Origin of the sequence: Actinomadura sp. 7K534, from assembly GCF_004348575.1 — a bacterium.
GTDB classification, from domain to species: Bacteria; Actinomycetota; Actinomycetes; order Streptosporangiales; family Streptosporangiaceae; genus Spirillospora; species Spirillospora livida.
Window position 1 is genome coordinate 1 of record NZ_SMKB01000117.1, and the last position, 22,689, is coordinate 22,689.

Genomic DNA, 22,689 nt, shown 5'->3' on the forward strand with positions numbered 1-22,689 from the left:
GTCCCGGCCCGAGCCCACGGGCGCGCCCGCGGACGGTGCGGAATGGCAGCCCGGCGTGACCTACAAGGTCGGCGACGTGGTCACCTACGAGGGCACCAGGTACCGCTGCCGCCAGGGTCACACCACGATCCGCAGCTGGGAGCCGGTGTTCACCCCCGCCCTGTGGCTGGCGCTGTGAGCCGCCGCCCCCTGCGCCGGATCGTGCTGCCCGCCGTGCTCGTCCTCCCCCTGATGCTGACGGCGTGCGGCGGCGGCCAGGAGCGGCGGGCCTCGACCGAGCCGGCGAGCGCCGCCTCGGACGCGCCGGCCCCGTCCGGCTACAACGAGCACGACGTGATGTTCCTGCAGATGATGATCGCCCATCACGAGCAGGGCGTGGAGATGGCGCGGGTGGCCGCCGACCGCGCGAAGCGCGCCGAGGTGCGCAACCTCGCGGCGGCCGTCGCGGCGACGCAGACCGAGGAGGTCAAGACGATGACCTCCTGGCTGCGCAAGTGGTCCGAGCCGACGACGACGGACCACGCGCCCGGCTTGCACGCCGAGCACGGCGGCCTGCCGGCCACCGGGCCGAAGGAGATCAAGACCCTGAAGCGGACCACCGGGGCCGCCTTCGAGCCGGCGTTCCTCAACCTGTTCGTCGCGCACCAGCACAACGCGGTGAAGATGGCCGAGGACGAGGCGGCCAAGGGCGGGGACGCCGACGCCAAGGCGTTCGCGAAGCGCGTCAAGGAGTCCCGGACCGACCAGATCCGGCAGATGCTCGGCATGCTCAACAGCTGAGGCCGGACGGGCTCCCCGCGGAGCGCCGGACACCGGGCGGAGCGAGGCCGCGGCGGCCTCGGTCCGCCCGGCGGCACGCGTCCGCGGCGGGCTTCCCGGCGCCATGACCCAACATCTGGAAACGGACCTTTCGGTCCTTACTCGTTAGGCTATCGTCCGACCGTGGCTACCGTGTTGCTGGTTGAAGACGACGACCACGTCCGGCAGGCGTTCCTGCGGGAACTGCGGGACCTCGGCCACGCGGTGCGCAGCGCGGCACGCGCCCTGGACGCGCTGCGCGACGCGGCGGCGCACGCGCCCGACGTCGTGGTCCTCGACCTGGGGCTGCCCGACCTGGACGGCGGCGAGGCGCTGAAGATGCTGCGCGCGGTCTCGGACGTGCCGGTGATCGTGGCGACCGCGCGGGACGGCGAGCCGGAGATCATCCGCCTGCTGCAGTCGGGCGCCGACGACTATCTGGTCAAGCCTTTTTCCGCGGGCCATCTGCACGCGCGGATCGAGGCCGTTCTGCGGCGGACGCGAACGGAGACCCGGCAGCGGGCATTGCAGGTCGGGGAACTGAATATCGACCTCGACCGGCGACAGGCGAAACTCGGCGGCACCGCTCTGCAACTGGCGCGCCTGGAATTCGACATGCTGGCATTCCTGGCCCGCAACGCCGGGCGCGTCGTGACCCGGCGGGAACTGCTGACCGAGGTGTGGCAGCAGCCCTACGGCGACGACCAGACCATCGACGTCCACCTGTCCTGGCTCCGCCGGAAGATGGGGGAACGTTCCGCGTCGCCGCGCTACCTGCACACCGTGCGGGGCGTGGGCGTGATGCTCACGGCCCCGGAATGACCCGCGGTCCCGCGGGTCGCTCAGTACTCGTAGACCTGGACGCGCACCGCGCCGTCGTGCCAGGTCGCGAAGACCGCCGAGCCGTGGACGTCGTCGGTCAGATCGACGCGCAGCCACTGCTCCTGCCGCCACACCTTGGCCTGGAAACCGTCGTCGGGGGTGGCCGACACCAGCCGCGCGGACTTGTCGGACAGGGCCAGCACCACGCGCCCGGACTTGACCGTGTAGGTCCGCACCCGCTCGTCCGGCCGGCGGGAGGCCCCCGGGTACGGCGACCGGCCGCCGCCGGGCGCGGCGGTGGGCGATCCGCCCGGCTTGGCGGAGGAGGACGTGGCGGACGCGGAGGGCGAGGGGGTGCCGGAGGGCTCCGCCGGTGCGGCGGACGGGCCCGAGACGGGAGGCCGCCCCTGCAGGACGGGGACCTCGGCGGCGCGGTCGGGGGTGGCCTCGGCCGTCCCGCGCATCGCGCCGCTCACCCCGGCCCAGCTGATCGCCATGCCGGTGAGCGTGGTGGCCGTCCACACCGCGATGAAACCGACTCGTCCTCGCATGGGCCTCATACGTCCCATAAGAGCATAATTTTTGGTCCTTACACGGCCGCTTCGCCGTAGTACCTGCCGGGAGGTCGTGCGGGATGAGAACTTCGCTGGCGCGCGTCGCCACCGCGGTGACGGCGATGGTCGCGCTGTCGTTCGTCGTCCCGCTGGGGCTGCTGAACGGCCAGATGGCGCACGACCGGGCGCTGACCGCCGCCGAGCGGCAGGCGGCCTCCCTCGTGCCGGTCCTGTCGGTGACCGGCGACCCGGCCGCGCTGACCGACGCGGTCGGCTCGGTGCCCGCCGGGACGGCGGGGCGGCTGGCGCTGCACCTGCCGACCGGGCAGGCCCTCGGGGCGCCGCACGCCCCGCCCGCCGACCTCGCCGAGGCGCGGCGGCTGGGCCGCACGTCCACCGTCGAGGCCCCGGGCGGGAAGGTGCTGCTGCGCCCGGTCCTGCTGGAGGCCGGCACCTTCGCCGTCATCGAGGTGTACGTGCCGCAGCGGGAGCTGAGCCGGGGCGTCGCCAGGTCCTGGCTGATCCTCGCGCTGGTGGCGCTCGCGCTGGTGCTGGTGTCGGTGGCGATGGCCGACCGGCTGGCCAAGCGGGTGGTGCGGGCCACCGACCGGCTCGTCCGCGCGGTCACCCACGTCGCCGCGGGGGACCTGGCGGCGCGGGTCGAGCCGCAGGGGCCGCCGGAGCTGCGCGCGGCCGGCGAGGCGTTCAACCACATGGCCGACCGGCTGGCCCGGCTGCTGGCCGCCGAGCGGGAGGCGGGCGCCGACCTGTCGCACCGGCTGCGGACCCCGCTGACCGCGCTGCGGGTCGACCTCGACGGGCTGGCGGCCAACCCCGGCGACCCGGCCCGGCTGGCGCAGAGCCGCGGCGCGCTGGAACGGCTGGAGACGGCCGTCGACGAGATCATCGCCGCGGCCCGGCGGCCCGGCGGGCCGTCCGGCGCGGCGGGCCGGCCGGCCGCGGCGGCGGGCTGCGACGCGTCCGAGGTGGTCCGCCGGCGGCTCGCGTTCTGGTCGGCGCTGGCCGAGGACCAGGACCGCGGCTGGGACCTGGTCGGCGCCGACGCGCCCGCGCCCGTCCCGGTCCCGGAGACCGAGCTGGCCGCCGCCCTGGACGCGCTGATGGGCAACATCTTCCGGCACACCCCGCACGGCACGGCCTTCCGCCTCACCGTCCACCGCGGCCGGAGCTCCACCGGGCTGCTGTTCGGCGACGCCGGCCCCGGCATCGCCGACGCCGACGCGGCGCTGCGCCGCGGCGCCAGCGGCGCCGGGTCCACGGGGCTGGGCCTGGACATCGCGCGGCGGCTGGCGGAGTCGACCGGCGGCTCGCTGCGCGTCGGCACCTCGCCGCTGGGCGGCGCCCAGATCGAGGTGTGGCTGCGCACCGCCCCCAAGCCCGCGTCCCGCCGCTCCGCCCGCCGCGCCGAGCGCCGCGCCGCCCGCCACTGAGCTGCCGACCACTGAGCTGCCCACCACTGAGCGGTCGGCGGCGAGCCGTCCGGTAAGTGCCCCTTGTACTGTTCTCGTTCGTGACGACTGACGCGGCCGTTCCGCTGGGGCGCCGGCTCTGGACGATGCTGATCGTGCTCGGTTTCGTCGGCCAGCTCGCCTGGACCGTCGAGAACATGTACCTCAACGTCTTCGTCCACGAGGAGATCAGCGGGAACCCCGACGTGATCGCGGCGATGGTCGCGGCGAGCGCGGCCGCGGCCACGGTGGCGACGCTGACGATCGGGGCGCTGTCCGACCGGCTGGGCCGGCGGCGCGCCTTCATCGCCGGCGGGTACGTGGCCTGGGGGCTGTGCACGGCCGCGTTCGGGCTGGTCAGCGTCGACTCCATGGCGGGGATCGCGCCCGTCGCCGACGCCGTCGCGGTCGCGGTGGTCACCGTGATCCTGCTCGACTGCGTGATGTCGTTCCTCGGCTCGGGCGCGAACGACGCGGCGTTCCAGGCGTGGACGACCGACGTGACGCGGCCCGCGAACCGCGGGCGGGTCGAGTCGGTGCTGGCGATCATGCCGCTGATGTCGATGCTGGTGGTGTTCGGCGGCTTCGACTGGATGACGCGGGACGGGCGGTGGTCGCTGTTCTTCCTCGTCATCGGGTCGATCATCGCGGCGGCCGGGGCGGTCGCGTGGTTCTTCGTCCGGGACCACCCGGTCGAGCGGCAGGGCGGCGGGTACCTGAACGCCCTCGTGCACGGGCTGCGCCCCGGCGCGATGCGCGCGAACCCGGGGCTGTACTTCGCGCTGTCCGCGTGGTGCGTGTGGGGCGTCTCCACGCAGGTCTTCCTGCCGTACCTGATCATCTACCTGGAGCGGTACCTGGAGATCGAGGGGTACGCGCTGGTGCTGGCGGTGGTGCTGACCGGTGCGTCCGCCGTCAGCGTCCTGTTCGGGCGGGTCATCGACCGGGTCGGGAAGGTCCGGTTCCTCCCGCCGGCGCTCGCGGTGTACGCGGCGGGGCTGCTGCTGATGGCCCTCGCCCGCGACACGGCCGCGGTGACGGGCGCCGGGCTGGTGCTGATGTCGGGGTTCATGCTGGTGCTCGCACCGATCGGCGCGCTCGTGCGGGACTACACGCCGCCCGGGCGGGCCGGGCACGTCCAGGGGCTGCGGATGGTGTTCGCGATCCTCGTCCCTATGATCATCGGACCGTATCTCGGCGCCGCCGTCATCAAGGGCGCCGACGAGCGCTACGCGGACCTCGGCGTCCTCAAGCACGTCCCGACGCCGGCGATCTTCGTCGCGGCGGCGGCCGTGCTGGTGCTGGTCGTCCCGCCGGTCCTGGCGCTGCGGCGGGACGCGATGAAGAGGGAGGCCGTGCGATGACGCTGCTGACCCGGTGGGGCGCCGCGCTCGACCCGGACGCGGTGCTGCCCGAGTATCCGCGCCCGCAGCTCGCGCGCGACAGCTACCTCAACCTCAACGGGCGCTGGGAGTACGCGTTCGCCGACGAGGAGCCGGCCGAGTACGACGGCGAGATCATCGTGCCGTTCTCCCCCGAGTCGCCGCTGTCGGGGGTGGGCCGGCAGCTCCTCCCGGGCGAGACGCTCTGGTACCGGCGCACCATCGCCCTCCCGGACGAGTTCCGCCCCCACGGCCACCGTGTGCTGCTGCACTTCGGCGCGGTCGACCAGTCCTGCCGCGTGCTGATCGACGGGAGCGAGGTCGGCCGGCACGAGGGCGGGTACCTGCCGTTCTCCTTCGACGTCACCGACGCCCTGCACGACGGCTCCGCAACGCTCGTCGTCGAGGTGCGCGATCCGTCCGATGCGGGCGACCGGGGGTGGGGGAAGCAGAAGCTGAAGCGCGGCGGCATCTGGTACACGGCGCAGTCCGGGATCTGGCAGACCGTGTGGATCGAGTGTGTGCCGGAGGTCTACGTCGAGCGGCTCACGCTCGTCCCGCACCTCGACGAGTCGGTGGCCGAGGTGACGGTGCACGCCGACACGGACCGGCGAGCCCATATCGAGATCCGCGCGGACGGCCGGGTCGTCGCGAACGCCGAAGCGGTCCCCGGCCGGGCGGCGCGGATCCCCATACCGGACGTCCGGCCGTGGAGCCCCGAGGACCCGTTCCTCTACGGCGTCGCCGTCCGGCTGGGCGACGACCGCGTCGACAGCTACATCGGCATGCGGTCGTTCAGCGTCGGCCTCGACGCGGACGACGTGCCGCGGCTGGAGCTCAACGGCCGCCCGTACTTCCACGCCGGGATCCTCGACCAGGGCTACTGGCCGGACGGCCTGTACACCGCGCCGTCCGACGAGGCGCTGGTGCACGACATCGCCACGATGAAGCGGCTCGGCTTCACCATGCTGCGCAAGCACATCAAGGTGGAGCCGCTGCGCTGGTACCACCACTGCGACCGGCTCGGCATCCTGGTGTGGCAGGACATGGTGAACGGCGGCGGCCCGTACCGTCCCGAGGTCGTCACCGCGCCGGCCGTCTCGCCGCTGCGGCTGAGCGACGCGAAGCACAACCGGTTCGGGCGGGCCGATCCGGGCGGCCGGGCACGTTTCCGCGAGGAGACGCGCGAGACGATCGAGCACCTGCGGAACGTGGTGAGCATCGCCGTGTGGGTGCCGTTCAACGAGGGCTGGGGCCAGTTCGACGCCGCCGCCATCGCCGGGGAGGTCAAGGCGCTCGACCCGACGCGGACCGTCGACCACGCGAGCGGCTGGCACGACCAGGGTGCCGGCGACCTGCGCAGCCTCCATGTCTACTTCCGGCGTTTCCGCGTGCCGCGCCGCGACGACCCGCGCGTGCTCGTCCTCTCCGAATACGGCGGGTACAACCTGCGGCTCGACGGCCACGCCTTCAACGACAAGGACTTCGGATACAAGCGCTACGACTCCCCCGAGCGCCTCGGCGCCGCGTTCGCGCGGCTGCACGCGCGGCAGATCGTCCCCGCGATCCCGGAGGGGCTGAGCGCGACCGTCTACACGCAGCTCTCGGACGTCGAGGACGAGCTGAACGGCCTGCTCACCTACGACCGCGAGGTCTGCAAGCTCCCGGAGAGGCTGGTGCGGTCGGTCACCGCCCGGCTCCGCCTCACCAGCGCTGACGGGCCTCCTCCGCCCACCCGGTGAGGCCGTCGAAGTCGATCCAGGTCCCGCCGTCGGTGCGGGCGCGCCCGCTGAAGCGGCCGAAGCACTGGTGGGTCTCGGTGCCGACGACGCCCAGTTCGGTGCGCGCGACCTTCTCATGGAAGGGCCGGAACTCGGCCTCGACGCGGGCCCCGGTGATCGTCCAGGGGCGCAGCCAGTCGTCCCGGTCGTAGTCCCAGCGGAGCTCCTCGCCGATCTTGTGGAGGCGCCCGTCGACGAAGACCGCGTTCTCCGTCATGCCGGTGCCGTCCGTCCACTTGCCGCCGAGCTGGAGCGCCACGCCCGGCCCGGCGGCCGCCGCCCAGTTCCACGTCATCCGGTACGGCCACTTGCCGCGCCCGTGGTCGAGCACCGCGAACGCGCCCTCCCCGATCTCGTGCTCGCCGGAGGGCAGCCGCAGCCGCCCGGCCACCGGCCGCCCGACGTCCTTCACCGTGTACTGGAACCGCCGCGCCCCCCACGGGATCACCACGCCGAGCGACTCGTGGCCCTCCTCCAGCGGGATCTCGACGTCAAGGTCGATCCCCGCTCCGGGCGCGAGGGCGCGCACGCGGGAGCCGCCCGGGTGCTGCCGGACGCCGACCGCCACTCCCCCGCCACGCACCGACGCCTCGCCCTCGCCGCTGCGGTCGGGGAACACGGCGCCGCGCGCGAACGGCACCACCGCGTCCCTGGCGGTCTCCTCACCGCTCTCGCGGTCCAGGACGTAGACGCCGTGCACCCCGGCGTAGTCGATCGACGAGGCGACGAGGCCGATGATGTGCCGGGGCGTGACGATGCCCCAGTACTCCCAGCGCTTGGCCCGCCCCCAGCCGCGCAGGTTCGCGCGGTGGAGGGGGCGCCGCGTCCAGCCGACCGCGTCCGGGTTCAGCCGCCCGTCCGGCAGGCACAGGTCGACGGGCTCGGTGATCTCGCGCTCGTGGGTCGGCATGCCCCGAGACTAACGACCTCCCCGGCGGGGGCTCAGCGGAGGTCCGGTGCCCAGGAGCCGTGGAAGCCGAGGGGGACGCGGACCGGGAGGTGGACGGTCGCGACGGGTTCGCCGGTGAAGTCCTGGGAGGCGATGATGACGAGGTCGGTGCCCTGCCGGACGGGGTCGAACACCAGCGTCATCAGGTAGCCGTCGTCCTCGGCGGAGTCCGGCGCGGCCGGGACGAACACGGCCTCGCCGACGCCCGACCCGGCCGGGAACAGGCGCGTCTCGGACGTCCCGCTCCGGTAGTCGTGCTTCATCAGGGCCTCGCCGACCTTGTCCTGCACGACGACCCCCGCGGTGACGGTGTAGCCGTACCGGTGGCGGTGCGTGCTGAGCCGCTCGTCCATGCGCGGGAACTCCTGGGGGCGGTCGTCGACGGTCTCCTGCACGACCTTCCCGGCGGCGGGGTCGATCGTCCAGCGGTCCAGGACCGGCGGCGGGTTGCCCTCCAGCCGCCCGCCGTGCATGAAGCTGGGGAAGCGGGCCAGGTCCACGATCACGTCGTCGCCGTCGTCGTACGCGTTCAGGGTGTGGAAGACCCAGCACGGCGGGATGTCGATCCAGCGGACGTCGTCCGCCCCGCCGTCGCGCGGCATCAGGCCCACCCGCGCCTGGTGCGCGTCGTTCCACTCGTACGGGAGCCCTGCTCCCGCCTCGGCCAGCGCCATCGAGAACGTGATCGGCAGGTCGTAGATGACGACGTACTTCTGCGTCAGCGCGAAGTCGTGGACCATCGGGCTGTCCTGCACCGGGATCTCCACCGAGCGGACGATCTCGCCGTTCGTGCCCCGGACGGTGTACTCCAGGTGCTCCCAGCCGAAGTAGTACCCCATGGCGTGCAGTTCGCCGGTCTCCGGGTCCTCCTTGGGGTGGGCGGTGTAGCCGCCCTTGAGGGTGCCGCCGAAGTCGCACGGGCCGAGGGTGTTCAGCTCGTAGTCGAGCCTGTAGGGCCTGGCGCCCGCCTCGACGAGGGCGAGGGTGTCTCCGGCGTGCGCGATGACGTGCGTGTTGGGGGCCAGGTCGAAGCCCTCGACGACGGGCCCGGCGGGCCACGGCTCCTCGAGTCCCTCGGCGACCTTCATCGAGCGTACCCAGCGGTTGCGGTACCACTCGGCGCGGCCGTCGCGGAGCCGGACGCCGTGGACCATGCCGTCGCCGAGGAACCAGTGGTAGGACGATTCGTCCTCGGGCCCGAGCGGGTTCGGGCCGATCCGCAGGTAGCGGCCGCGCAGGCCGGACGGGATCCGCCCGGTGACGGGCAGGTCGTGCGCGGTCACCTCCTCGGTGACGGGCGCCAGCAGTCCCTGCAGGTACGGGTTGGCCATGGTGACCTCACTTCCGGGGGGTGACGAAGAAACCGGACGACGCGCCCTGCATGAGGGTGCAGATGATGGCGTCGGCGTCCGGCAGGTGGCCGTCGAGTTCGAGGCTGACGAAGCCGTGGACCGCCGCCCAGAACGAGACGGCGACGTGCCGCGGCTCGGCGTCGATGAGCAGGCCGGCGGCGGCGCAGTCGACCACGGCGTCCTCGAGGATCTGGTAGGCGGACAGGGCCGTGTCGAAGGCCTGCCGCCCGGGTTCGAACCCGGGGACCGGCTCGCCGAACATCAGCCCGTAGTAGTTGCGCTCGGTGAGCGCGTTGTCCCGGTAGGCGAGCCCCAGCTCGCGCAGGTAGGCGCGGGGGTCGGGGTCGCGGGGGACGGCGGCGAGGCGCCGCCGGAACCGTTCGAAGCCCTCGATGTAGAGCGCCTCGATGAGCCCGGCCTTGCCGCCGAACATCCGGTACAGGACGGTGGTGGAGCAGCCGACCTCGGCGGCGATCCGCCGCAGCGCGAGCGACTGGGGGCCCTCGGCGGCGAGCAGGCGGCTCGCGGCGTCCAGCAGCGAGGTGCGGATCGCCTCGTCGCCCTGCCGCTGGGCCTGTTGGAACGCGCTCGGAGCCGGGGGGTTCGCTGCCATCGGCCATCCTCTAGTAACGATGTTTTCTGGACGTAACAGTGTTATCGCATGCGCGGGCGAGAAGGTCAACCCGCGGAGCGCCACCGGTCCGGAAACGGTCCGTCGCCCGCCACGCTGCGTTTCACCAACTCCATACCTTGGCCAGAGTTTCTCTGGTGGCGGTCCGGTCGATCTCTTGAAGGTGATCATTGAACCGCCCTGGAGCGCCGCCGAGCACGACCGCGCCCTGGACCGGCTCGCCGCGCGGGAGAACTTCCCCGTCGCGGCACGGCTGCTGCCCGCCCGGCACCGCGCCGGGCTGCGCGCCGTCTACGGTTTCGCGCGGCTCGTCGACGACATCGGCGACGAGGCCCCGCCGGAGCAGCGCGCCAAGCTCCTCGGCCTCGTGGACGACGACCTGGACCGCGTGTTCGCCGGCCGGACGCCGAACCTGCCGCAGTTACGGAGGCTGGCAGGGACCGTGCACGCCCGGCGGCTCCCGCAGGAGCCGTTCCGCGACCTGGTCCGGGCCAACCGGCAGGACCAGGTCGTCCACCGGTACGAGACGTTCGCGGACGTGGCCGGCTACTGCGCCCTGTCGGCCGCGCCCGTGGGACGCATCGTGCTGCACCTGTTCCGCGCGCACCGGCCGGCGCTCGCCGCGGCGTCCGACGACGTCTGCACCGCGCTGCAGCTCATCGAGCACTGCCAGGACGCCGGGGAGGACTACCGCAACGGCCGGATCTACCTGCCGGGCGAGGACCTGCGGCGGTTCGGCTGCGCGGAGGAGGACCTGGCCCGCGCGGTGACGCCGACGCGGCTGCGGGGCGTGCTGGCGCTGGAGTCCGGCCGCGCCGCGGAGCTGCTGGACCGGGGGGCCGCGCCGCTGCTGGCGGAGCTGACCGGGTGGGCGCGCTTCGCCGTGGCGGGCTATGTGGCCGGGGGCCGGGCGGCGCTGGCCGACCTGGCGCGCGGCCGTTACGACGTGCTCGCGCGGCCGCCGCGGCCGCGCCGGGCCGAGCTGGTGGCCCGGTGGGCGCGCGCCGCTGGAAGGGGGAAGGCGAGATGACGGCGGTTTCGGAGACCGGTGCGCGTGCCGAGCGGGTCCTGGAGGCCTACCGGCACTGCGAGCGGGTGGTGCGCGAGGAGGCCCGGAACTTCTCCTACGGGATCCGGCTGATGCCCGCCCCGAAGCGGCGGGCGATGAGCGCGATCTACGCGTTCGCGCGCGGCGTCGACGACGTCGGGGACGGGCCGGAGCCGGCGTGCGTGCGGCTCGACCTCCTCGACCGGTCGCGGCGCCGGCTGACGACCGTCCAGGAGGTGCTGCGGCGGCGCGCCGACGTCACCGCGCTGGAGGGGCACCCGGTGCTGACCGCGCTGGCCGACGCGGCGAACCGCTACCCGATCCCGCTGGACGCGTTCGACGAGCTGATCGACGGCTGCGAGGACGACGTGCGGGGCGCCGACTACGAGACGTTCGACGACCTGCTGCGCTACTGCCAGCGGGTCGCCGGGACGGTCGGCCGGCTGTCCCTCGGGGTGTTCGGCTCGGACGGGCGGCAGCGCGCGGAGGGCCTCGCGGACTCGCTCGGCGTGGCCCTCCAGCTCACCAACATCCTGCGGGACGTGCGGGAGGACCGGCTGGCCGGGCGGATCTACATCCCGGCCGAGGACCTGAAGCGGTTCCGCTGCACCCTGGAGCTGGACGAGTCCGGCATGTTCGTCGACCCGCCGTGGCGGCTGAACGAGCTGGTCGGCTTCCAGGCGGAGCGGGCGCGCGCCTGGTACGCCGAGGGGCTGCGGCTGCTGCCGCTGCTGGACCGGCGCAGCGCCGCCTGCACGGCGGCGATGGCCGGCATCTACCGGCGGCTCCTGGAGAGCATCGCGGCGAACCCGGCGCTCGCGCTGAACACCCGGATGTCGCTGCCGACGTGGCAGAAGGCGGTCGTGGCCGCGCGTGCGCTGTCGGGGGTGGAGCGGTGAGCGTCGTGATCGTGGGCGGCGGGCTCGCCGGCATCAGCGCCGCGATCGCGCTGCGGGAGTCGGGCGTGCCGGTGACGCTCGTGGAGTCCCGTCCCTGGCTGGGCGGGGCGACGCACTCGTTCTCCCGCGGCGAGCTGTGCATCGACAACGGGCAGCATGTGTTCCTGCGGTGCTGCTCCGCGTACCAGGGGCTGCTGCGCAGGCTGCGCGCCGACCACCTGGTCGAGACGCAGGACCGGTTCGACGTGCCCGTCCTGGTGCCAGGCATGGGGCGGGCGAGGCTGCGGCGGTCGCGGCTGCCCAGCCCGCTGCACATGCTCCCCGCGCTGGCCCGGTACTCGCCGCTGTCGCCCGCCGACCGGCTCCGGGCCGTCCGCGCGTCCGCGGCGCTGCGCCGCGTCGACCCCGCGGACCCGGCGGCCGACGCCGTGTCGGCGGGCGCGTGGCTCGCCGAGCACGGGCAGCGGCCGTGGGCCCGGCAGGCGCTCTGGGGCCTGTTCCTCACCTCCGCGCTGAACGCCGAGGTGGACGAGGCGGCGCTCGGGCTGTCGGCCATGGTGTGCCGCCACGCGCTGTTCGGGCGCGCCGACGCGGCCGACATCGGGCTGCCGCTCGTGCCGCTGGAGGAGCTGCACGGCGGCCCGGCGCTGCGGCGGATCGCGGAGATGGGCGGGACCGTCCGCCTCAAGGCCAAGGTCGAGGCGGTCACCACCGACCCGAAGGTCGTCGTGGACGGCGTCCCGATGGCCGCCGACGCGGTGATCATGGCGGTGCCGCACGACGCGGCGGCGCGGCTGCTGCCCGCGCAGGCGCTGCCGGACCCGCTGCCCTGGCCCGAGCTCGACGCCAGCCCGATCGTGAACGTGCACGTCGTCTACGACCGCCCGGTCATGGACGGGCCGTTCGCCGCCGCCGTCGGCTCGTCCGCGCAGTGGGTGTTCGACCGGACGGCCGTGAGCGGGCTGCGCGGCGGCCAGTACCTCGCGGTCTCGCTGTCGGCCGCGGACCGCTGGGTCGACATGCCGACCGCCGAGCTGCGCGCCCGGTTCACGCCCGAGCTGCGGCGGCTGCTGCCCGCCGCGCGGGACGCCCGCGTCCGGGACTTCTTCGTGACGCGGGAGCGGCGGGCGACGTTCCGGCAGCGCCCGGGCACCGCGGCCGCCCGCCCCGGCGCGGCGACGCGGGCGCCCGGACTGTTCCTGGCCGGCGCGTGGACCGACACGGGCTGGCCCGACACCATGGAGGGAGCAGTGCGCAGCGGCCTCACCGCCGCGCGCCTGGCCCGCCGCCACCTGGAGGGGGTGCGGGACCGGTGACGGCTGTTCCCGGCTCGATGACCGATGTCCGCGAGCTCGTCGACGGCGCGCTGCGCGCCGCGGTCGGCCGGCTCGACCCGCGCACCTACCGGGTCGCCGCCTACCATCTCGGCTGGACGGACAAGGAGGGCCGGCCGCGCAAGGCGCCCGCCGGCAAGGCGCTCCGCCCGGCGCTGGCGCTGCTGTCGGCCCGCGCCGCGGTGGCGCCGCAGGAGAGCGCCCTTCCGGGGGCGGTCGCGGTCGAGCTGACCCACGCGTTCTCGCTCCTGCACGACGACATCATGGACGGCGACCGGACGCGGAGGCACCGCCCGGCGGCGTGGACGGTCTTCGGCGAGGCGTCCGCGATCCTGGCCGGGGACGCGCTGCTCGCGCTCGCCGGCGAGGTCGTGCTGGAGGCGCCCGGACAGGGCTCCGCGCGGGCGGCGCGCATCCTCGCGGCCGCCACCCGGCGCCTCATCGCGGGCCAGGCCCTCGACATGGACCTGGAGACCCACCACAAGCGGGCCGGCCTGGACGAGTGCATGTCGATGGCGGCCGGCAAGACCGGCGCGCTGCTGGCGTGCTCCTGCGCGATCGGGGCCGTCCTGGACGGGGCGTCCGAGCCCCTCTGCGCCGCGCTGGAGGCGTTCGGGGCCGACCTCGGGATCGCCTTCCAGCTCACCGACGACCTGCTCGGCATCTGGGGCGACCCGGCCGCCACCGGCAAGCCCGCGCTGTCGGACCTGCGGTCCCGCAAGATGTCGCTGCCGGTCGTGGCGGCGCTGAACTCGGGCAGGCCGGAGGCCGCGCGGCTCGCGGAGCTGTACGCGCGACCCGGGCCGCCCGAGGACGACCTGTCCGAGGACGAGCTGGTCGAGGCCGCCGGCCTGGTGGAGGCGGCCGGTGGGCGCGCCTGGGCCGAGATGGAGGCCGAGAGCCGCATCCAGCGCGCCGCCGAGCACCTGGTCACGGCCCGGATCCCGGAGCCCGTGCGGGCCGACTTCCTGCGCATCGCCGACTTCGTCACCCGCAGGGACCACTGATGACCGCGGTGGAGACGGGGAGGCGGACCCGGACGGCCGCCGAGGCGCTGGAGGCGGCGCGCGAGCACCTGCTGCTCCTGCAGTCGCCGGAGGGATGGTGGAAGGGCGAGCTGCAGACCAACGTGACGATGGACGCCGAGGACCTGCTGCTGCGCGAGTTCCTCGGCATCCGCACCGGCGCCGACACCGACGAGACGGCCCGCTGGATCCGGTCGCGGCAGGCCCCGGACGGCACGTGGGCGACCTTCCACGACGGCCCGCCCGACCTGTCCACCACGGTCGAGGCGTACGTGGCGCTGCGGCTCGCCGGTGATCCGCCCGACGCGGACCACATGCTGCGCGCGGCCGCCTTCGTCCGCGGCGCGGGCGGCGTCCCGGCGACCCGGGTGTTCACGCGCTTCTGGCTGGCGATGTTCGGCCGGTGGCCGTGGGACGAGCTGCCCGTGCTGCCGCCGGAGATGATGTTCCTGCCGCGCTGGTTCCCGCTGAACGTCTACGACTGGGCGTGCTGGGCTCGGCAGACGATCGTTCCGCTGGCGGTCGTGGGGGCGATGCGTCCCGTCCGGCCGCTGCCGTTCGAGCTGGACGAGCTGGCGCCCTTCGAGGACGCCCCGCGGAGCCGGAAACGGGGCCTGCCGGGGTGGGACACGGCGTTCGAGACGCTCGACCGGGCCCTGCACGTGTACGAGCGGCGGCCCGTGCGGGGGCTGCGGCGGGCCGCGCTCCGCCGCGCCGGGGACTGGATCATCGCGCGGCAGGAGCGGGACGGCTCGTGGGGCGGCATCCAGCCGCCCATGGTGTACTCCCTGATCGCGCTGCACCTCCTCGGTTACGGCCTGGACCATCCGGTCGTGCGGCGCGGCCTGGACGGCCTCGAACGCTTCACGATCCGCGACGCGCAGGGACGGCGGATCGAGGCGTGCCAATCCCCCGTCTGGGACACCGTCCTCGCCATGAACGCGCTCGCCGACGCGGGCCTGCCGGAGGGGCACCCGGCCCTGGAGCGGGCCGCGGAATGGGTGATCGGCGAGGAGGTCCGCGGCCCCGGCGACTGGGCGGTGCGGCGGCCCGACCTGCCGCCGGGCGGGTGGGCGTTCGAGTTCGACAACGACTGCTACCCCGACGTCGACGACACCGCCGAGGCCGTCATCGCACTGAACCGCGTGCGGCATCCGCTGGCCGAGCCCGCGATCGAGCGGGGCGTCCGCTGGATGGCCGGGATGGCGTCCCGGGACGGCGGCTTCGGCGCGTTCGACGCCGACAACACCCGCGGGCTGTGCCGCAGGCTCCCGTTCTGCGACTTCGGCGAGGTCATCGACCCGCCGTCCGCCGACGTCACCGCGCACGTCGTGGAGGCCATGGCGCACCGCGGCATGGCCGACTCGCTGACGGTCAAGCGGGCCGTGGTGTGGCTGCTGAAGGCGCAGGAACCCGACGGGTCCTGGTTCGGCCGGTGGGGCGCCAACCACGTGTACGGGACGGGCGCCGTCGTCCCCGCGCTGATCGCCGCGGGCGTCCGGCCGGGCAGGCCGGAGATCCGCGCCGCGGTGGAGTGGCTGGAGCTCCACCAGCGCGACGACGGGGGCTGGGGCGAGGACCTGCGCTCCTACCGCGACCCGTCGTGGATCGGGCGGGGCGTCTCGACGCCGTCGCAGACCGCGTGGGCACTGCTCGCGCTGCTCGCCGCCGGGGAGCGCGGCGAGGCCGTCGAACGCGGCGTCGGCTGGCTGGCCGAGCACCAGCGGGCCGACGGCACGTGGGACGAGGACCACTTCACCGGCACCGGGTTCCCCGGCGACTTCTACATCAACTACCACCTGTACCGCCTGGTGTTCCCGCTCTCGGCGCTGGGCCGGTACCTGAAGGGTGAATGAGACATGGCGATGCCACTGCGCCAGAGCCTGCGGGTCGGCGGGTACGTGCTGCGCAACAGGCTGGCGGGACGCACGCGCTTCCCGCTCCTGCTGGAACTGGAGCCCCTGTACGCGTGCAACCTGGCGTGCGCGGGCTGCGGGAAGATCCAGCACCCGGCCGACGTGCTCAAGCAGCGGATGCCCGTCGAGCAGGCGGTCGCGGCCGTCCGCGAGTGCGGCGCGCCGATGGTGTCGATCGCGGGCGGCGAGCCGCTGATGCACCCGCACATCGGGGAGCTGACCGCCGAGCTGATCAGGATGCGGCGGTACGTGTTCCTGTGCACGAACGCGGCGCTGATCCCGAAGAAGATCGACCGGTTCGAGCCGTCCCGCTACTTCGCGTGGGCCGTGCACATCGACGGGCTGCGCGAGCGGCACGACGCGTCCGTCTGCAAGGAGGGCGTCTTCGACCAGGCGGTCGAGGCGATCAGAATGTGCAAGGAGCGCGGGTTCCGGGTCACGACGAACACGACCGTGTTCAACACCGACACCCCGCAGACCGTCATCGACGTCCTCGACTACCTCAACGACGAGCTGGCCGTCGACCAGATGATGATCTCGCCCGCGTACGCCTACGAGAAGGCGCCCGACCAGGACCACTTCCTGGGCGTCCAGGAGACCCGGAGCCTGTTCCGCAAGGCGTTCGCGGACGGCCGGCGGGAGCGCTGGCGGTTCAACCACTCGCCGCTGTTCCTGGACTTCCTCGAAGGCAAGACCGACTTCCCGTGCACGGCGTGGGCGATCCCGTCGTACTCGCTGAAGGGCTGGCAGCGGCCCTGCTACCTGATGGACGACGGCTACGCCGCCAGCTACCGGGAGCTCGTGGAGACGACCGACTGGGACGCCTACGGGCGGGGACGCGACGACCGCTGCGCGAACTGCATGGCGCACTGCGGCTACGAGCCCACCGCCGTGTTCGCGACGATGGGCTCACTGAAGGAGTCGCTGCGCGCCGTGCGCAGCGTGTGAGCCCGGCGGGCCGTGCCGCCGGCGGGCCGTAGGGCCCGGCGGCGGCACGGTGGTCAGCGGCACGGTCGTCAGTGCGGCCCGTCCCGCAGTTCCTCGAACACGTCGCCGAAGGCCGCCATCAGCGCGTCGGCGTCGTCGGCCAGCCCGGGGTCGAGGGAGAGGCCGAAGCACAGCTCGCGCTCGATGCCCAGCCCGGCGATCGCGAACGCCGTGCCGGGCGCGAGCGGGACGATCGGGTACACGGCGGTGAGGGGCGCCCCGGCGAGCCGCAGCGGACCGGCGGTGGCGGGCAGGCTCGACACGGTCCCCTGGAGGAAGCGGCCGCTGTAGGACATGCGGGCGAAGCGCCGGTGCAGCGGCGCCGGCATGAGGCGTCCGGCCTGCCACATCACGAACCAGGCGGCCTGCCCGCGGGTACCGGAGCGCAGCACCCGGGCGCGCTTGGAGATGACGGCGAGCCGGTCGGTCTCGGTCATCTTGCCGACGGGCAGGTCCACCATGACGGCGGTGGTGTGGTTGCCGACCATCGCGCTGCCCGGCGGCCGCATCATCAGCGGCACCGCGACGCGGACGGCGGCGGGCCGCCCCTCCTCCTCGCCCATGACCCGGTTCAGGGCGCCCGCGAACGCGCAGAGGACGACGTCGGTGACACGGGCGCCGTGGCGGCGGCCCGTGTCGCGCACCTCCGCCAGCGGGAGCCGCATGGTGCCGTACCGGCGCTCCGGCGTGCCGGACGACGGCAGCCGCTCCGGGCGCGTGACGGCGGTGGCGAGCTGCGCGAGCCCGACCGCGGTCGCGAGCGCCTTGCGCAGCGGCCGGCGCGGCGGCGCGGGCACGGGCGCGGGCGGCGGCTCCATCAGGTGGACCGCCTGCGCGACGATGCCGACGCCGTCGGCCACCACGTGGTGCATCAGGTACACGACGGCGGTGCGGCCCGGCGCGGCGCCCTTCAGCACGACCATGCGCCACGGCGGCCGGTCCAGCGGCAGCCGCTCGGCCTGCAGTTCGGCGACCGCCTCGCGCACGCCGGCCATGCCGTCGACGCGCCGCTCCATGACGTGCCACTCCCAGTCGACCGGGTCGTGGTCCCGCCAGAGTGGCCGACGCCAGCGGCCGCGCCCGGCGAGCCGCTGCCGGAACCGGGGCAGCCCGTCGAGCCGCGCGCGGATCTCCCGGACGAGGTCCGCGCGGCCGACCTCCTGGGCGGAGGTGTCCAGCATGATCAGGCCGCCGGCCTGCTGCGGGGCGGCGGGCGTCTCCACGGCCATGAAGAAGGCGTCCGGGCCCTCGACCTTCGGAGCCGGCGGACGGGACGCGCGCTCGGCGATGTAGACCGGGATGGCGACGAACGGGATCGCGGCGACGGCGTCCAGCAGGAAGTGGTTCGCGGTGGCCATGATGACGTAGAGGGTCACCAGGATGTGCACGATGTTGAGCACCTGCACCCAGCGCCTGGCGTTCACGCGGGCGAGTTCCACGCCGACCCACATCGTCCAGGCCATGTGCAGGGACGGCACCGCCGCCAGCTGGTCGGCGTGCTCCACCAGCGGCGACCCCCACGACCCCCAGGTGCCGCCGAGGTAAACGGTGTCGATGAAGCCGAGGTCGGGCATCAGGCGCGGCGGCATGACGGGGTACAGCACGAAGCAGGTGAGGCCGCCCAGGTTCAGCAGGATGAACGAGTTGCGTGCCGTCCGGTACCGCTCGGGATGGCGTACGAACAGCCAGAGCAGCAGGGCGAGCGCGCTGGCGATGTAGGTGATGGCGTACTCGTAGTTCGCCAGCACCCGCAGGACGCCCTGGTCGGCGAGCCACCTGTTCAGGGAGAGCTCGATGTCGAGGTGCAGGGCGCGTTCGAGGCGGTAGATCGCCTCGCCGTGCTCCCGGGCGCGGCCGATCCTGGCCTCCTCGGGGAGGCCGGCCACGACCAGGTACACCCCGAACAGCAGCAGTCCGAGCAGCATCTCGCGCCGGGCGCTCAGCCGCGCCCGGGCCGCCGTACCGGTGGTGAGCACCGTGTCCCGCACGGTGACCGCTTCGCCAGTGCCCATCGTCCTCCCCATAACGGCTGTTACCCAAGTTTCCTGCGATCAGACGGGGGGCGCCCGGAACCGGGGACCGCGTCCGGGACGTCGCGCCGGGGACGGAAAGTTCTCGGGAACAATCTAGCTCATCCGGTCGTCTTCGATATATCGTTGTCGTATCGCGAGAGATCATAGAGAGATCTCAGAAGGTGGTGTAGAACATGGGACACCGGCATGGGCACGGCGGCCCGCGGGGCCGCGGCGACTCCCCGAACCTCGGCTGGCTGTTCGGCGGCGGCCCCGGTCCCGGACCGTGGGGCCCGCCCGGCTTCGGCCCCGGCGGGCGGCCCCCGTGGGCGCGCGGGCGCGGCGGCCCGTGGGGGCGGGGCCCGAAGGCGCGCAAGGGGAACGTCCGCGCGGCGATCCTCGTCCTGCTCGCCGAGGAGCCGCGCAACGGCTACCAGATCATCCAGGAGATCCACGAGCGCAGCGGCGGGGCCTGGAAGCCGAGCCCCGGCGCGGTCTACCCGGCGCTGCAGCAGCTCGCCGACGAGGGCCTGATCGCGGGCGAGGAGGCGGCCGGGCGGCGGTCCTTCCACCTCACCGGCGAGGGCCGCGCCCACGTCGAGGAGAACGCCGCGCGGCTGGCCGAGCCGTGGGCGGAGATGACGCCCGAGTACGGCGAGGGCGTCCCCGAGCTGTTCCGGCAGGCCGCCCAGATGGGCGCCGCGGTGATGCAGATCGTCCACTCCGGTTCCGGGGAGCAGGTCGCGCAGGCCAGGGACGTCCTGTCGAACGCGCGGCGCGACCTCTACCGGATCCTCGCCGACGACATCGACGGCACGCACGACGCGGCCCACGACGATGACACCGGCGACGACACCGGCGACGGCACCGGCGACGAGACCGACACGGGCCCGACGTCCGCCCACCACGGGGAGTGAACATGGCACGCCAGGACGAGTCGCGCGACGAGATGCGCATCGGTGACGCCGAACGGGACGCCGTCATGGTCGCGCTCCACGACCACTTCGCGGCGGGACGGCTCGACCGCGGGGAGCTGGACGAGCGCATGGACGCCGTGCTGTCCGCCAAGACGCGCGGCGACCTGCGGCCCCTCGTCCGCGACCTGCCCGCGCCGACCGGCCTGCCCGAACCGGACCGGCGGGCGCCGTCGTCCATGGAGGGCGCGGCGGTCATGTTCGGCGGGCCCTGGCACCCGGCGTGGCAGGAGCACCACCGGCACATGGCACGGCGCCGGCATCGGCACATGGCACGGGGCCACCACCGGCACGGGCCGCCGTTCCCGGCGTTCCCGCTGCTGCTCGCGGTGTTCCTCGTGCTGGCGTTCACGGTCGGGCCGGGCGCGGGGGTCCTCGCCGTCCTGCAGATCGCGCTGGCCGTCTGGATCGTCCGCGCGGCGCTGCTGGCCTTCGGCGCGCGGAGGTCCGGCCGCTCAACGTAACCCCGCCCCGTGTGAACGGACGGTCAGGCGGCGGGCATCCGGGCGCAGCGGGCGGGCACGGCGTCGCGGAGGGCGCGCAGGCCGCGGTCGATCAGCGGGTTGCCGCGGCTGCCGCGCCGCACGCAGGTCAGCAGGCGCCGCTGCGGGACGGCGTCGCCGGTCAGCGGGACCCGGACCACCGGCTGGTCGGCGGGCCCGCCCGCGAGCCGCGGGACGAGCGACACGCCGAGCCCGTGCGCGACCAGCGCCCAGATCACCGACCAGTTGGTGGCATGGTGCGCGAACCGGGGCGTGAACCCGGCGGCGCCGCAGTACGCCAGCACCTGCTGGTGGTGGGCGCAGACCTCGGGCTCGACGCTGATCCACGTCTCGTCCTCCGCGTGCTCCAGCCGGACGCCGGTCCGGCCCGCCAGCGGGTGCCCGGCCGGGACGATGAGGTCGTAGACCTCCTCCAGCAGCGGTTCGCGGTCGAAGCGGAGGTCGTCGGACGGCGGCGCGTCCGGGGTGGGCTCGATGACCGCGATGTCGGTATCGCCGGCGGCGAGGAGGCCGACCGCGACGTCGGTATCGCATTCGCGGACCTCGACCTTGAGGTCTGGATCGTCCCGGATCAGGGCTCCGGCGGCCGGTGCGACGAGACCGCCGACCGCCGTCGTGAACCCGCACATGCGCAGCGGCCCCGCGCCCCCCGCGCGGTGCGACTCCAGGTCGGCGAGGGTCTCCTCCCACTTGGCGAGCAGCCCGTCGGCGTGCTCGATCAGCAGGTGCGCGGCCGGTGTCAGCTTCACCTTGCGGCCCTGCGGCTCCAGCAGCGGCACCTTCAGCTCCCGCGCCAGCTCGCGCAGGTGGTGGGACACCGCCGACGGGGTCAGGTGCATCGCCTCCGCCGCCGACGTGACCGTCCCGTACTGGTGGACGAGCCGGAGCATGTGCAGCCGCCGCAGATCAATCATGAAACCATATTGCACGATTCAGTGCGGAAACCTGAAATAGACGGCAACGATCGTGGACCGCAGACTGGAGTCATGACACAGCGGAACACCACACTCTCCCGGCACGTGACCAGTGAAGGCATCGTCGTCTGGACCCGGTGCGCCTGCGGCCGGCTCCGCATGGACCTGCTGCCGACCGCGGGCGGCGCACCCCTCACCGCGGGCCCCTGCCCGCGCTGCCACACCGGCCCGGACCCGCTCAGTCCCGATCGAGGGTGAGCTCGTAGTGGAGCGTCCGGTACCCCTTCATCCGGTGGAACAGCGGCACCGCGAATCCCTGGAGGAAGGGGTGCTTGCGGGCCAGCAGCCTGCGGACCGGCTTCGCCTCCTCCTCGGCGAGCAGCCGGACCCGGCCGCGCGACGCGGCCCCGGTGACCTCCCCCCGGAACGTGCTCGGCGCGATCTCCACCTCCGGGTTGCGCGCCAGGCGCTTCGCCTTGAACGCCTTGTCGTAGGTGCGGAAATAGGCGAGGTCGCCTTGGACGACGACGTTGACGGGCGTGCCCACCGGCGTCCCGTCCTTGCGGTAGGAGGTCAGCAGGACGGTGCGCTGCTTCTTCAGGGCGGTCAGTGCCGATGTAGTGGTCATGTCCGGTAGACGGGAGGTCCGCCTCCGGATGTGACATCACCCGGTGCGCAGGGCGGCCGCTTCGGACGCGAGCCTGCGGACGCGGTCCCAGTCGCCGGCGCGGACGACGCTCGCCGGGGTCAGCCAGGAACCGCCGACGCACCCGACGTTGCCGAGCGCGAGGTAGTCGGCGGCGTTCCGCGGGCTGATCCCGCCGGTCGGGCAGAACCGGACCTGCGGCAGCGGCCCGGCGAGCGCCCTGAGCGCGGCGGCGCCGCCCGCGGCCTCGGCGGGGAAGAACTTCATCGCGGTGATCCCGTCCTCCAGCAGCGCCATCGCCTCGGACGCGGTGGCGACGCCCGGCAGGAACGGCAGGCCGGTCGCGGCCATCGCGGCCTGGAGGCCGGGCGTGCGGCCGGGGCTGACCAGGAAGCGGGCCCCTGCGGCCGCCGACCGCTCGGCGTCCTCGGGGCGGACGACCGTCCCCGCGCCGACGACCGCGTCCGGGACCTCGGCGGCGATCCGCTCGATCGCCGCCGGCGCGGCGGGCGTGCGGAGCGTCACCTCGATCACGGGCAGCCCGCCCGCGACGAGGGCGCGGGCCATCGGGACGGCCGCCTCGGCGTCGTCCAGGACGACGACGGGGATCACGGGCGCGAGGTCGAACAGGTCTTCGGCGATCATGCAGGCTCCAGGGAGTCCGGGGCGGGCGGGCGCTGCGCGATCCGCATG

22 protein-coding genes are annotated in these 22,689 nt (G+C 74.0%); 14 read left to right on the plus strand and 8 right to left on the minus strand.

All coding sequences use genetic code 11. From position 1 onward, the window contains the following. Positions 1-162 precede the first annotated feature (162 nt). Together E1266_RS21975 and E1266_RS21980 are read left to right on the plus strand one after the other, a co-directional pair. Entirely contained in the window at positions 163-780 is a 618-nt protein-coding gene (locus tag E1266_RS21975; RefSeq protein WP_207945834.1) for a DUF305 domain-containing protein, read from the plus strand. 162 nt (positions 781-942) lie between these two features. After that, positions 943-1,620 (plus strand): response regulator transcription factor, encoded by a 678-nt coding sequence (locus E1266_RS21980; RefSeq protein ID WP_132049853.1) that lies wholly within the window; start codon positions 943-945, stop codon positions 1,618-1,620. Between the two features lie 20 nt (positions 1,621-1,640). Here the strand turns inward: E1266_RS21980 and E1266_RS21985 are convergent, their stop codons facing one another. Continuing rightward, entirely contained in the window at positions 1,641-2,171 is a 531-nt protein-coding gene (locus tag E1266_RS21985; protein WP_132049855.1) for a hypothetical protein, read from the minus strand. An 83-nt stretch (positions 2,172-2,254) separates the two neighbouring features. Here E1266_RS21985 and E1266_RS21990 point away from each other — a divergent pair, with 83 nt between their 5' ends. The 3 genes from E1266_RS21990 (at position 2,255) to E1266_RS22000 (ending at position 6,767) form a co-directional block, all read left to right on the plus strand. Further along, positions 2,255-3,625 (plus strand): HAMP domain-containing sensor histidine kinase, encoded by a 1,371-nt coding sequence (locus tag E1266_RS21990; protein WP_132049857.1) that lies wholly within the window; start codon positions 2,255-2,257, stop codon positions 3,623-3,625. An 80-nt stretch (positions 3,626-3,705) separates the two neighbouring features. Continuing rightward, positions 3,706-5,007, plus strand: coding sequence for an MFS transporter (locus E1266_RS21995; RefSeq protein WP_207945835.1), 1,302 nt, complete (start codon positions 3,706-3,708; stop codon positions 5,005-5,007). After that, positions 5,004-6,767 carry a sugar-binding domain-containing protein gene (locus E1266_RS22000; RefSeq protein WP_132049859.1) on the plus strand — a complete coding sequence of 588 codons (1,764 nt, stop codon included), beginning with the start codon at positions 5,004-5,006 and terminating at the stop codon, positions 6,765-6,767. Before E1266_RS21995 ends, E1266_RS22000 begins: the two co-directional genes overlap by 4 nt. Here the strand turns inward: E1266_RS22000 and E1266_RS22005 are convergent. From E1266_RS22005 to E1266_RS22015, 3 genes are read right to left on the minus strand one after another with little or no spacing between them, the layout of a single operon-like run. Continuing rightward, the gene (locus tag E1266_RS22005; protein WP_132049861.1) at positions 6,730-7,716 is read right to left on the minus strand and encodes a DUF2804 domain-containing protein; all 987 of its coding nucleotides are present in this window, start codon (positions 7,714-7,716) and stop codon (positions 6,730-6,732) included. The two genes, E1266_RS22000 and E1266_RS22005, sit on opposite strands and share 38 nt — an antisense overlap. A gap of 32 nt (positions 7,717-7,748) precedes the next feature. Continuing rightward, a complete protein-coding gene (locus tag E1266_RS22010; protein ID WP_132049863.1) occupies positions 7,749-9,086 on the minus strand; it encodes a carotenoid oxygenase family protein in 1,338 nt (445 codons plus the stop codon). A 7-nt stretch (positions 9,087-9,093) separates the two neighbouring features. Then, entirely contained in the window at positions 9,094-9,720 is a 627-nt protein-coding gene (locus E1266_RS22015) for a TetR/AcrR family transcriptional regulator (protein ID WP_165966161.1), read from the minus strand. 181 nt (positions 9,721-9,901) lie between these two features. Between E1266_RS22015 and hpnC the strand changes: the two genes are divergently transcribed. The 6 genes from hpnC to hpnH are packed head-to-tail and all read left to right on the plus strand — an operon-like array spanning position 9,902 to position 16,908. Then, positions 9,902-10,768, plus strand: coding sequence for a squalene synthase HpnC (hpnC, locus tag E1266_RS22020; RefSeq protein WP_243718700.1), 867 nt, complete (start codon positions 9,902-9,904; stop codon positions 10,766-10,768). After that, a complete protein-coding gene (gene hpnD, locus E1266_RS38880) occupies positions 10,765-11,685 on the plus strand; it encodes a presqualene diphosphate synthase HpnD (RefSeq protein WP_207945837.1) in 921 nt (306 codons plus the stop codon). Before hpnC ends, hpnD begins: the two co-directional genes overlap by 4 nt. Continuing rightward, positions 11,682-13,001, plus strand: a complete 1,320-nt coding sequence (gene hpnE / locus E1266_RS38885; RefSeq protein ID WP_243718696.1) for a hydroxysqualene dehydroxylase HpnE — start codon at positions 11,682-11,684, stop codon at positions 12,999-13,001. Before hpnD ends, hpnE begins: the two co-directional genes overlap by 4 nt. Then, positions 12,998-14,026, plus strand: a complete 1,029-nt coding sequence (locus E1266_RS22030; RefSeq protein WP_132049866.1) for a polyprenyl synthetase family protein — start codon at positions 12,998-13,000, stop codon at positions 14,024-14,026. Before hpnE ends, E1266_RS22030 begins: the two co-directional genes overlap by 4 nt. Continuing rightward, the gene (shc, locus tag E1266_RS22035) at positions 14,026-15,900 is read left to right on the plus strand and encodes a squalene--hopene cyclase (RefSeq protein ID WP_132049868.1); all 1,875 of its coding nucleotides are present in this window, start codon (positions 14,026-14,028) and stop codon (positions 15,898-15,900) included. The genes E1266_RS22030 and shc overlap by 1 nt, the downstream gene beginning before the upstream one ends. Positions 15,901-15,903: 3 nt before the next feature. Next, a complete protein-coding gene (hpnH, locus tag E1266_RS22040) occupies positions 15,904-16,908 on the plus strand; it encodes an adenosyl-hopene transferase HpnH (RefSeq protein WP_132049870.1) in 1,005 nt (334 codons plus the stop codon). A gap of 68 nt (positions 16,909-16,976) precedes the next feature. On the opposite strand, the gene E1266_RS22045 is transcribed toward hpnH, so the two are convergent. Beyond that, on the minus strand, positions 16,977-18,959 hold the full coding sequence (locus tag E1266_RS22045) for a phosphatase PAP2 family protein (protein WP_165966162.1): 1,983 nt from the start codon (positions 18,957-18,959) through the stop codon (positions 16,977-16,979). Positions 18,960-19,153: 194 nt separating this feature from the next. Between E1266_RS22045 and E1266_RS22050 the strand changes: the two genes are divergently transcribed. Further along, positions 19,154-19,876: a PadR family transcriptional regulator gene (locus E1266_RS22050; RefSeq protein WP_132049874.1), complete on the plus strand. Its 723-nt coding sequence runs from the start codon at positions 19,154-19,156 to the stop codon at positions 19,874-19,876. A gap of 2 nt (positions 19,877-19,878) precedes the next feature. Continuing rightward, positions 19,879-20,397: a DUF1707 domain-containing protein gene (locus E1266_RS22055; protein WP_132049876.1), complete on the plus strand. Its 519-nt coding sequence runs from the start codon at positions 19,879-19,881 to the stop codon at positions 20,395-20,397. A 23-nt stretch (positions 20,398-20,420) separates the two neighbouring features. Here E1266_RS22055 and E1266_RS22060 read toward each other — a convergent pair whose 3' ends face one another. Beyond that, a complete protein-coding gene (locus E1266_RS22060) occupies positions 20,421-21,350 on the minus strand; it encodes a LysR family transcriptional regulator (RefSeq protein ID WP_243718698.1) in 930 nt (309 codons plus the stop codon). A 72-nt stretch (positions 21,351-21,422) separates the two neighbouring features. Here E1266_RS22060 and E1266_RS22065 point away from each other — a divergent pair, with 72 nt between their 5' ends. Beyond that, positions 21,423-21,608 carry a hypothetical protein gene (locus E1266_RS22065; protein WP_132049878.1) on the plus strand — a complete coding sequence of 62 codons (186 nt, stop codon included), beginning with the start codon at positions 21,423-21,425 and terminating at the stop codon, positions 21,606-21,608. On the opposite strand, the gene E1266_RS22070 is transcribed toward E1266_RS22065, so the two are convergent. Further along, entirely contained in the window at positions 21,589-21,978 is a 390-nt protein-coding gene (locus tag E1266_RS22070; protein WP_132049880.1) for a PPOX class F420-dependent oxidoreductase, read from the minus strand. The genes E1266_RS22065 and E1266_RS22070 overlap by 20 nt on opposite strands. Before the next feature lie 36 nt (positions 21,979-22,014). Next, a complete protein-coding gene (gene eda / locus E1266_RS22075) occupies positions 22,015-22,641 on the minus strand; it encodes a bifunctional 4-hydroxy-2-oxoglutarate aldolase/2-dehydro-3-deoxy-phosphogluconate aldolase (protein ID WP_132049882.1) in 627 nt (208 codons plus the stop codon). Positions 22,642-22,689: the final 48 nt, after the last annotated feature.

What these genes read in the sequence shown, in the direction of transcription:
- E1266_RS21985 (WP_132049855.1), bottom strand. Translation starts at nt 2,171, where the DNA reads ATGCGAGGACGAGTCGGTTTCATCGCGGTGTGGACGGCCACCACGCTC.
- E1266_RS21990 (WP_132049857.1), top strand. Translation starts at nt 2,255, where the DNA reads ATGAGAACTTCGCTGGCGCGCGTCGCCACCGCGGTGACGGCGATGGTC.
- E1266_RS22000 (WP_132049859.1), top strand. Translation starts at nt 5,004, where the DNA reads ATGACGCTGCTGACCCGGTGGGGCGCCGCGCTCGACCCGGACGCGGTG.
- E1266_RS22005 (WP_132049861.1), bottom strand. Translation starts at nt 7,716, where the DNA reads ATGCCGACCCACGAGCGCGAGATCACCGAGCCCGTCGACCTGTGCCTG.
- E1266_RS22010 (WP_132049863.1), bottom strand. Translation starts at nt 9,086, where the DNA reads ATGGCCAACCCGTACCTGCAGGGACTGCTGGCGCCCGTCACCGAGGAG.
- E1266_RS22015 (WP_165966161.1), bottom strand. Translation starts at nt 9,720, where the DNA reads ATGGCAGCGAACCCCCCGGCTCCGAGCGCGTTCCAACAGGCCCAGCGG.
- hpnD (WP_207945837.1), top strand. Translation starts at nt 10,765, where the DNA reads ATGACGGCGGTTTCGGAGACCGGTGCGCGTGCCGAGCGGGTCCTGGAG.
- shc (WP_132049868.1), top strand. Translation starts at nt 14,026, where the DNA reads ATGACCGCGGTGGAGACGGGGAGGCGGACCCGGACGGCCGCCGAGGCG.
- hpnH (WP_132049870.1), top strand. Translation starts at nt 15,904, where the DNA reads ATGGCGATGCCACTGCGCCAGAGCCTGCGGGTCGGCGGGTACGTGCTG.
- E1266_RS22045 (WP_165966162.1), bottom strand. Translation starts at nt 18,959, where the DNA reads ATGGGCACTGGCGAAGCGGTCACCGTGCGGGACACGGTGCTCACCACC.
- E1266_RS22050 (WP_132049874.1), top strand. Translation starts at nt 19,154, where the DNA reads ATGGGACACCGGCATGGGCACGGCGGCCCGCGGGGCCGCGGCGACTCC.
- E1266_RS22055 (WP_132049876.1), top strand. Translation starts at nt 19,879, where the DNA reads ATGGCACGCCAGGACGAGTCGCGCGACGAGATGCGCATCGGTGACGCC.
- E1266_RS22060 (WP_243718698.1), bottom strand. Translation starts at nt 21,350, where the DNA reads ATGATTGATCTGCGGCGGCTGCACATGCTCCGGCTCGTCCACCAGTAC.
- E1266_RS22065 (WP_132049878.1), top strand. Translation starts at nt 21,423, where the DNA reads ATGACACAGCGGAACACCACACTCTCCCGGCACGTGACCAGTGAAGGC.
- E1266_RS22070 (WP_132049880.1), bottom strand. Translation starts at nt 21,978, where the DNA reads ATGACCACTACATCGGCACTGACCGCCCTGAAGAAGCAGCGCACCGTC.
- eda (WP_132049882.1), bottom strand. Translation starts at nt 22,641, where the DNA reads ATGATCGCCGAAGACCTGTTCGACCTCGCGCCCGTGATCCCCGTCGTC.